Here is an 8976-nt window from a genome sequence, read left to right on the forward strand (position 1 = left end):
TCTGACCATCAACTAATGCCGATGACAGCAGCTAATCTCCAGAAGGTGGTAGAAACTGTAGGCCAAATTGATGGGGTGTTCTATGTTGGTGATTTAGTTAATATTCCTGACCGGGCTTCGGAATGGTTTGATGATAACCGGGGTGGTGCCTTTTTCCCCTGTCTTCAGGGTCGAGCCAATTACCAATTGGAAAAGAATGGGGTTAAAACTACCTACCATGGTGGTGAAATTATTCAAAATGCCCCGATATTTCCTGTAGTTGGCAATCATGAAGTGATGGGGCGTTTTTCTATGGAAAAGGATTTGAATAGCCAATTCAATGACCCTTTTACTCGCGCTGCAGCACAAGCCATCTATCAGCAAAAAGCTGAACAGTTAAATCCAGATAATGACCCTAATTATTACCAAGCTTGGCTAAAAAATAATACCTATAATACTGACACTTATAACGAGATTTTTTACCTACCTAATGGCAAACCTTATTATGCCGTAACCTTTGGTGATATTCGCTTAGTGGTGTTGTACATTACTAATATTTGGCGGACACCTAGCTTAAGCCCTAATGCCAAAGGTAGGTATCAAGAACGGGAACAAGATTTAGACAATCCCATCGCTTGGGGATACGGACAACATATCTTTGAACCGGTTAGTAAAGGGAGTCTCCAGTACCAATGGCTCCAGGCAGAACTCAATAGCACTGAGTTCCAACAAGCCAAGTATAAAATTGTGATGTTTCACCATCCTCCCCATAGCCTAGGGGGGAATATTGTCCCAGCTTATACTAACCCAGTGCAGATCATTGAGCGGGATCGGGCGGGTAAGGTGACAGCAGTGCGTTATGAGTACCCCAAAGACAAGGATTACATCATTCAGGATGTGGTGCCATTGTTAGAAGCTGCTGGTGTGCAGTTGGTGTATTATGGCCATTCCCATCTATGGAATCGCTTTGTTGATGGTAATGGCATGCATTTTTTAGAATCCTCCAATGTGGGGAATAGTTATGGCGCTCATGTTGGTGAGAATAAGCGCCCAGTACCAACTGGCTATAAAGAAAACTATTCCGCTACTGGAGACCCCAATGGATTAGAGCCAGTGATGCCAACCATAGAGCCATTGTTAGGAGAGAATAACCAGCCCTTGCCTTATATCGCCAGTAATGATGTGACTGTGTTTAGTATCTTGGATACTGGCACCGGTATAGTAACTAGCTATCGCTTTGATACGCGATCGCCTAATTCAGATGTGATTAAATTCGATCAGTTTCAGTTAAGGCTAAGGGATTAGGGTCGGGAGATGGGGAGAGGGGGAGATGGGGAGATGGGGAGATGGGGAGATGGGGGGAATTTTGATTAAAGGTAATTATGCCCAAAATTTATTATATAATGATTGTTTTGCTACTCTTGCCTGTTGCCTGTCTATAAAAAATAGACACCCTTAGACATTACTTACAAAATGAGTAATACTAGAGAGTGGAGTCATGAGATCTAGCATTGATATGGAAAGTCATTCTGAGATGACATTAAGCATTGGGGAGGCAGCTAAACAGCTAGGAGTCTCTACCAAAACCCTAAGACGGTGGGCTGATGCGGGCAAAATCAGATATCAACGTTCACCTACTGGACAACGACGATTTTATCTTAAAGATATCAAACATATAACACCAAGAAATCCTCAGCCATTAACCCACAGATTGACAATCAACTATGCCAGAGTTTCCAGTGATGAGCGACAAAAAGACCTGAGGAGTCAAATTCAATTATTAGAAAATTTTAGCGCTGCTAATGGTTGGCAATACGAGACTATTTCTGATTTTGGGGGTGGTTTAAATTATCACAAAAAAGGATTGAATAAATTACTCAGAAAAATTATGACAGGGGATGTTGAACGGTTAGTGATTACTCACAAGGATAGATTGCTGAGATTTGGAGCAGAATTAATCTTTACCATTTGTGAAGAGTTTGGCACAGAAGTCGTGATCATTAATAAATCCCCAGAGGGAGTTAGTTTTGAAGACGAATTAACCCAAGACATGATGGAATTGATCACAGTCTTTTCCGCCCGTCTCTATGGCGCTAGGAGCAAAAAAAATCAAAAATTACTTGATGGAATGACTCAAGTGGTAAGGGAATTAGAGTAAGGAGTAGGTGGATAGAGGGCAGGATGGGGAGATGGGGAGATGGGGAGATGGGGGAGGTTTTTATTAAGGGTAATTATCCCGAGATGATATTAGAGAGTATGGAAGAAACCCCGGCTGTGAAACCAACTCCCAACCGATTTGAGCCAATTATACATCAAAAGGGAAGAGGCGGTCGAGGAAGGGGTTAGAAAAAAGTCGATCAGGATCAAATTCTTTCATAAGCAGAGCGAAGTCATCCCAACGTGGGTATTGTGAGCGTAGATATTCCCGATTGGAATAAAAGTGCTTGCCCCAGTTGGGACGGCCACCATACTCTAATAATATCTTTTCGGCTTCCCGGTGATAGTTTTCAATCACTTTAAAATCTGACCCTGATAAGTTAAGGCTAATATAAACAGACTCTCTTTGATACAGTGGGCTTAACCAATGCTCTTCCGAACTAGCAAATCGAACTGATATTGGTAGGTTTATCCTAAATCCATGGTTTTCTATCATCTGGTGAATTTGCTCCAGAGCTTTGATTGCAGCTGACCTTGGTATGGCATACTCTAACTCGGAATATGTGAAATTAATATTCTCAAAGGCGAGGATATTAAAGCTCTTATCCCAACGGTTTAATCCCCGTAGATTAGTCATAAAAGCTACTCTAAAGATGAGAGGAATTAGAGCAGGAAAACTCCTGGTAATCCAGTCACCGATTCCACTGCCGGATCTAGATATAGTTTTAGATAGGTTGTCTAGGAATTGTCTCCAGAATGGCATGGGCGCAACTGGCTCATCCATTTTATTAAACTTAAAGGAATAGGAGCGTGAGGTGTGGGGAAATTCAAAGAATTGGAAATGATCGTTTTCTTTGACTAGTGTGTCTATTTCTTTTCTTATCAGGTCGGTCAACATAGGTTGTTGAATATCTCGCAAGAAGAATGTCGGGACACAACGAAGGGTTAATCTAGTAATAATACCAAGGGCACCTAAGTTGACACATACTCCATAAAATGTTGGATTATCTTGTTGGTAGCGGACAACTTCCCCGGATGCTTTCATTAGCTCCAGCTCGACCACTGCACTGGCCAGTGAGCCGTTTTTGTCTCCTGTTCCATGGGTAGCCATTGCTATTGCCCCAGAAATAGTCTGCTTGGTGATTGCTCCCAGGTTTTCCAAGGCCATGCCGTGTTGGTCGAGGTATTGATTCAAGCTGTTTAGTGTTATTCCTGGCTCGACAGTAACGGTCCCCCGTTCTCGGTCTAGCTCGATTACCCGGTTTAGTCGCTTCAAGGATACCAGAACACCATCGGTGCATGCAGCTTCTGACCATGAGTGCCCCGAACCAACCACCTTAACTTTCATCCTTTCGGTTCGAGCCATGGCAAGAACTTTCTTGAGATCTTCGTTAGAAGACGGCTCGACAATACTTTTGGGGTTGCAAGAAACATTACCCCTCCAATTTGACCAAGTAACTGACATATTAATTTATGAAAAATATTGTAATGGTTATTCTATATTTTAGCATAGAATACTCATTGCTTATTTAGATCTCGTTATCTCTAATCACAGCTCGCTCCTTTGGTGTCAATCCATAAATTTCAGACACTGCATAGTTTCCAAGGTTAATATCTCTTGTGTTTGCTGCTTCTATTAGCATTCTTTGAAGATTCTCTGAAATACTTTGCCACTGAGGAAGTCTGATTCGCCGCAAGTATTGTGCTTGAAAGCGAAGATAGCCTCCCCTGAGCTGAGTTGAGTAAATAGATACAAATAGTTTAGCTATACCTGATTTGAGAACTGTTTGAAGTGCCTTTAAGTCCCACTCTTGTGAAGTAATGAAATAAAGGTTATGATGAGGGTAAAATTTTCCATCTTCATAGACGATATGTGCCTTGGATTTAATATCAGGAATTAGCAGTTTAGGGTAAGTGGTCAGGCTAGGATAAATTCTATCAATTGTTCTGTACCAATTTTTGGGATTTTTCTTGGCACAGTTCCGTTTCAAAATTCTATCGGAATGTTGGGCAAGGTAACTTGCCAGCTTGGGATAATTTTCAAGTTCAACTAAAGAACCATTGTCGTGAAATGGGTTTACAACACCAAGGCCACCCCACTTGATAATACCAGTTTTAATATCTTGTGTCTTGACTAAAGGCAATTTTCTATCGGGTTCAACCTCCAGTTTTTCAAAGGGTCTAATGTAAACTTTATCTGCTCCGGTAGCTACACCAATGCCTACCTTACAACCAACCTCTTCTAAACTAGGAAAGTCTTCTTCTAGGCGACGAACTACCATAAGTTCTTCAACAGAATCTAGAATCCATGGTTTTGACCCATTTGTGACACCCCTAAGCTCGATGATACCACTTTCCGGAGAAATAGAGTCAGCACAAAAATTTTGTGCTAGTTTCTTAAGTGTGTTGTATTCAACTAATGGTCGATGAGCAACTCGAACAACTTCGGACTTTTGGCACTTGATGACTGTAATCCCAGGATAAGCACTAACTTCAGTGCGAAACGCTTGAGTATCGACCATATCAATATAGTAAGCAAGATGATAATGATCAGAAACCATTGCTCGTAGTAGCTTACCGTATTTATTCTTTAGCCATTGATTGGCACAAATAAAACCTAAAACTCCTCCAGGTTCCAGACTACATAGGGCACGTTCAATAAAAGGGACATATAAATCTGCTCGATCATATATAGTGTTATATCTGGCTCGATACTCGGCCAAGAGAATATCCGGAATCAGCTCTTGCCGAACATAAGGCGGATTGCCAACTGCATGAGTAAATGAGCCTGGTAAATCTACAAGTAGGAAGTCCCCTTGAATCAGCCAGGCTGTTAGCAATTGATAGGCGTCATCTTTATTAATTCCATGGTACTGGAGCAACCTTAAAAGTTTAATTCTGGTATTTTCAAAGCTTTGAGGATTGATCTCAACTGCACGAATAGAATTGTGGAGACTATCAACTAGTCTGATTTGATTAGAATCATGAGCACCATAAGCAGTTAACAGTCGCTCTACAATCGGAACAAGAAAGTCACCTTCACCAATCGAGGGTTCAAGTATCCGATAGTCTGGCAAAGGGCGATCTACGGTATAACCTGTCAGGTCAAGAATGAACTCTACAACCTCTCGTCGGGTAAAAATTGCTCCTCGTTCCTCACTACTCTTTGCTGCAAAGCTTCCGACAGCAGAGGAAAAATCAAATAATGGCAAGCTTAGTTGCTGTTCCATTGTGACCGAACCATGACTTCTGGTATTTTAATCTATAGCATTTCTTAGCTGAATCAGTAGTCTAGCAATATGACGTTGAAGGTTTTCCCAATCTTCAGGAAAGTCGTCACGGGTAAAGATTTCTGAGGCATGTTCATAGCATGCGATCGCATTTTCCAAATTCTCTGTAGTCTCTCCTACTATTCTGTTGCTGTAAGCATTACCCAGGTTATATAGGGTCCTTGCCCACTCTTCGGGGAAGTCTGGTTTGGTATAAACCTCCAAGGCTAGTTGGTATTGGGCAATGGCTTTTTCGAGATTATCAGCCCGGTCTCCACGGATTCTGTCACTATAGGCGATGCCCAGATTGTTGTGAGTACTTGCCCAATCAATGGGGAAATCTGGTTTGGTGCGAACTTCTAATGCTAATTGGTATGCTTCTATGGCAATTTCGAGATTATCAGCCCGGTCTCCACGGATTCTTTCACAGTAGGCATTGCCCAGGTTATAGTGAGTCATTGCCCAATCAATGGGCAAGTCTAGTTTAGTGCGAATTTCCAAGGCTAGTTGGAATGCTTTAATAGCAATTTCGAGATTATCAGCCCGGTCTCCACGGATTCTTTCACAGTAAGCTATGCCCAGGTTGTTTTGAGTACTTGCCCAATCTTCGGGGAAGTCTGATTTGGTATAAACCTCCAAGGCTATTTGGTATGCATCTATGGCTTTTTCGAGATTATTAGCCCGATTGCCACGGATTCTGTCACTGTAGGCATTGCCCAGGTTGTTTTGAATAGCTGCCCAAATTTCTGGGTTACTATGATTAGTAAAAAACGTTAGCATCGTTTGGTAACCAGCAATAGCAATTTCCCTGTTGTTGGCTGGATTACCCAGTGGAAAATCGCTGATCAGAGTGCTGAATTCCCAGATAGTATTAGCGATATCTTTGGCTATTTCTGGTTCCGCTTCTGAGAGTTTAGCACTTGCCCAGGTTTCCAGGATATTGATAAAATTATGATCGAGTTTATCTAAGTTTTCTTCCAGAAGTTGGTAGACAACTTCGCCGTCACCTTTGCTGTTGTTAGTTGCTAGCAATACCTCGTCTAAAAATTGCTGATACTCTTCCGATGAAGCCTTAGCTGAAGTAAGGGTTTCTGAAATTTCCAGACCCTTTAAAAGCTTACTCCTGATCCGCAGTAAAAAGTCAGCAGCATTTTGCTGACCCTTTGCTGTCAGATATTCGGCTGATTGTGCCATTACCTGCAATAAATCTGCATCCACTAACTCGCGGTTGCTATTAATAATTTTGATTTCTTTACCCTTGGGACAAGTTAGGAGCTGGTGGAGCAATTTGAGGTATTGTTGTCTTCTTTGTTGGTTCATTTACTACTCCCTACTCGGCTGCATTTCCTAAAAGCTGTTTGATCCAGCAGTGGTGCGTTACGGGCATCAGGCGTGGAACGGGCATCAGGGGTGGAACGGGCATCTTGCCCGTTTAAATTCCCGGCGGGCTGTCCCAACCTTGGCTAGGAGCCTGAAAATGAGGGTTCGCCGTTGGGTGGTGCGTTACGGGGCGGACTATCCCAACGCTGGCTACGACCCCGAAAATGAAGGCAAGTCCGCTCCTGAAGCACCACTAGCACTACTTAATTCTAAATTCTAAATTCTAAATTCTAAATTCCTTCATTCTTCTTCATCTGACTGCTCTGACGGAGGCAAAAGTATGGGATTTCCTTGATATTCCGCTGCTTTATCCGTAGGTAAACGACGCACTAAATCAAATTGGATTAATTTATCTAAAATCGGTAAAACTTGAGTAAACTGTTGAGCTTTAAGACGCTTGAGGTCATCCATGGTTACGTTTTCATCGGATAGCACCCCTTTTTCTAATACTAAGTCAAGCACATAATAATCTTCAGGAGTTAATTCTGACTGACCGCGCAGTTTCTGACTAACATACTCTAAACCTTGCTGAAAGACGTCTGGTGTAATCTTTTCTGCTTTCAGGTCCGCTGCTTTCAGTAATACATAACTACCAATGCGATTAAACCAACGGGGTATCCCCTGGGAATGTGCGCACAGATTTCTAGCAGTTTCTAGAGTGAAGGGATGAACCGCATCAGGATTAGTTTCATCTTTGTTGGTTTTGTTAATCCGGGCGCTAGCGAGATAGTTAATTAACATTTGATAAGTGGTGGGTTGGTCTAATGCTTTAATCTCTAATGCTAAATCAAATAACCCTCGTTCGGAGATCAACAAATCCCGAGTCAACCCGGAAGGATGCCCAGTCAAAATAAACCAAGCATCACCTTTGAGCATGCCTTGAGCATCGTGCAATAGTTGACGCACTCTGGCTGGGTCTTGTTTATCTAAGTCATCAATAGCAATCACCACACGACTATACTTTTCTAGCGCCCTTTCCAATAAGTCTTGAAAGGTGAGGGTGGGAAACTTTGGCGCATTAACCGGTTTAGCTTCCGCTTCAATACTTCCCCCAAACCCGGCGAATTTGGCATCAAACTTAGTCTTGGTTTTGCGAGTCGATTCACTCATCAATCCCATGTTGTTTAACAGTTGTTGCGCCCACTCATCCTCTGGCATATGTCGGGCTAGGGCAATCAAAGCAGCCGTTGCTAAATCAGTTTCAAAGGGTAGACTAATATAGGTAGCGAGAGTATCTTTACTTTTTCGTTGTAAGACGCTCAAGACTTCTAAAATAAATGCTGTTTTACCAATCCCAACGGAACCATAAACTAATATTCGCTTCCGTTCGCGACCCCGCAACAAATGAAATATCGTCCTTAACTCCTGGGTGCGACCTGTGAAAACTTTATCTAGGTTTGACTGCAAGCTGGAAGCACTTTCAGAAAAAGGAATTTCTTCAAGATTCCAGCTAGTCAAAATTTCGTTTGTTTCATCCCAAAGTTTATCGGCTTCACTCATGGCTATGGCTTGGGTTTTATTTTATTAATAACTTGGAGCAGTTGTTGAATATTATCAATTCCTTGGTTATCCTTAATTGTATGACAAATTTCATAAGCTTGGGTTAATTCTTCTCGGGCATCGTCGATAAATCCAATGGAAATCATCAGCATGCCTAATCCCGTTTTGCAGATAGCGATTCCTGGCTGATTATTGAGATGATTGTAGATGCGGAGAGCGTCCCGGTAATTCATCCGGGCTTTGTCTAGGTTCATGATTAAATGATGGGTGCGGGCAATGTGGTATACTGAATCCGCAAGGGCTTCTAGGTTTTCCGTTTGACTATAGATCGGGAGACTTTGCTCTAAGCGGGATAATCCATCATACCAGCTTCCTTGTTGAACCAGCAGTCTACCAATATTACGTTGAATGTCTGCCCAATCTTGGGGAGAGGCTTCACGGGTGTAGAATTCTGAAGCATTTTGATAGGATGCGATCGCTTTTTCCAGATTCTCTGCACTATTTCCTAGTATTCGCTTACTGTAGGCATTTCCCAGGTTATATTGAGTGTTTGCCCAATCTTGGGGGAAGTCTAGTTTAGTATAAACGGATAAAGCTAGTTGGTATGCTTCTATGGCGAGTTCAAGATTATCAGCTTTATCTCCATTGATTCTGTCACTGTAGGCTATGCCCAGGTTATAGTGAGTGTTTG

Annotated in this window: 10 protein-coding genes; 5 read left to right on the top strand and 5 right to left on the bottom strand. The window is 42.2% G+C overall.

The window, feature by feature from the left end; genetic code table 11:
• The 4 genes from F6K49_RS31295 to F6K49_RS31310 form a co-directional block, all read left to right on the top strand.
• On the top strand, nucleotides 1-1284 hold a 1284-nt coding region (locus F6K49_RS31295), incomplete at its 5' end, for a metallophosphoesterase (RefSeq protein ID WP_293102920.1).
• Between the two features lie 25 nt (nucleotides 1285-1309).
• Entirely contained in the window at nucleotides 1310-1438 is a 129-nt protein-coding gene (locus tag F6K49_RS31300) for a hypothetical protein (protein ID WP_269086951.1), read from the top strand.
• Between the two features lie 75 nt (nucleotides 1439-1513).
• Nucleotides 1514-2137 (top strand): IS607 family transposase, encoded by a 624-nt coding sequence (locus F6K49_RS31305; RefSeq protein WP_293023195.1) that lies wholly within the window; start codon nucleotides 1514-1516, stop codon nucleotides 2135-2137.
• Between the two features lie 23 nt (nucleotides 2138-2160).
• Nucleotides 2161-2325 (top strand): hypothetical protein, encoded by a 165-nt coding sequence (locus F6K49_RS31310; protein ID WP_293023129.1) that lies wholly within the window; start codon nucleotides 2161-2163, stop codon nucleotides 2323-2325.
• Here F6K49_RS31310 and F6K49_RS31315 read toward each other — a convergent pair.
• From F6K49_RS31315 to F6K49_RS31325, 3 genes are all read right to left on the bottom strand, one after another.
• Nucleotides 2285-3601 carry a D-arabinono-1,4-lactone oxidase gene (locus tag F6K49_RS31315; RefSeq protein WP_293102923.1) on the bottom strand — a complete coding sequence of 439 codons (1317 nt, stop codon included), beginning with the start codon at nucleotides 3599-3601 and terminating at the stop codon, nucleotides 2285-2287. The two genes, F6K49_RS31310 and F6K49_RS31315, sit on opposite strands and share 41 nt — an antisense overlap.
• A gap of 64 nt (nucleotides 3602-3665) precedes the next feature.
• Nucleotides 3666-5366: a TaqI-like C-terminal specificity domain-containing protein gene (locus F6K49_RS31320; RefSeq protein ID WP_293102926.1), complete on the bottom strand. Its 1701-nt coding sequence runs from the start codon at nucleotides 5364-5366 to the stop codon at nucleotides 3666-3668.
• Nucleotides 5367-5393: 27 nt separating this feature from the next.
• The gene (locus F6K49_RS31325; protein ID WP_293082983.1) at nucleotides 5394-6725 is read right to left on the bottom strand and encodes a tetratricopeptide repeat protein; all 1332 of its coding nucleotides are present in this window, start codon (nucleotides 6723-6725) and stop codon (nucleotides 5394-5396) included.
• 52 nt (nucleotides 6726-6777) lie between these two features.
• Here F6K49_RS31325 and F6K49_RS31330 point away from each other — a divergent pair, with 52 nt between their 5' ends.
• On the top strand, nucleotides 6778-7005 hold the full coding sequence (locus F6K49_RS31330) for a hypothetical protein (protein ID WP_293102929.1): 228 nt from the start codon (nucleotides 6778-6780) through the stop codon (nucleotides 7003-7005).
• 20 nt (nucleotides 7006-7025) lie between these two features.
• On the opposite strand, the gene F6K49_RS31335 is transcribed toward F6K49_RS31330, so the two are convergent.
• Nucleotides 7026-8285 (bottom strand): ATP-binding protein, encoded by a 1260-nt coding sequence (locus F6K49_RS31335; RefSeq protein WP_293102933.1) that lies wholly within the window; start codon nucleotides 8283-8285, stop codon nucleotides 7026-7028.
• Between the two features lie 2 nt (nucleotides 8286-8287).
• On the bottom strand, nucleotides 8288-8976 hold a 689-nt coding region (locus tag F6K49_RS31340; protein ID WP_293102937.1), incomplete at its 5' end, for a tetratricopeptide repeat protein.

This window comes from Moorena sp. SIO3I6, from assembly GCF_010672095.1.

Excerpts from the sequence above, each read along its gene's own strand:
- F6K49_RS31305 (WP_293023195.1), top strand. The coding sequence starts at position 1,514 with ATGACATTAAGCATTGGGGAGGCAGCTAAACAGCTAGGAGTCTCTACC.
- F6K49_RS31310 (WP_293023129.1), top strand. The coding sequence starts at position 2,161 with ATGGGGAGATGGGGAGATGGGGAGATGGGGGAGGTTTTTATTAAGGGT.
- F6K49_RS31335 (WP_293102933.1), bottom strand. The coding sequence starts at position 8,285 with ATGAGTGAAGCCGATAAACTTTGGGATGAAACAAACGAAATTTTGACT.
- F6K49_RS31320 (WP_293102926.1), bottom strand. The coding sequence starts at position 5,366 with ATGGAACAGCAACTAAGCTTGCCATTATTTGATTTTTCCTCTGCTGTC.
- F6K49_RS31325 (WP_293082983.1), bottom strand. The coding sequence starts at position 6,725 with ATGAACCAACAAAGAAGACAACAATACCTCAAATTGCTCCACCAGCTC.
- F6K49_RS31315 (WP_293102923.1), bottom strand. The coding sequence starts at position 3,601 with ATGTCAGTTACTTGGTCAAATTGGAGGGGTAATGTTTCTTGCAACCCC.
- F6K49_RS31300 (WP_269086951.1), top strand. The coding sequence starts at position 1,310 with ATGGGGAGATGGGGAGATGGGGAGATGGGGGGAATTTTGATTAAAGGT.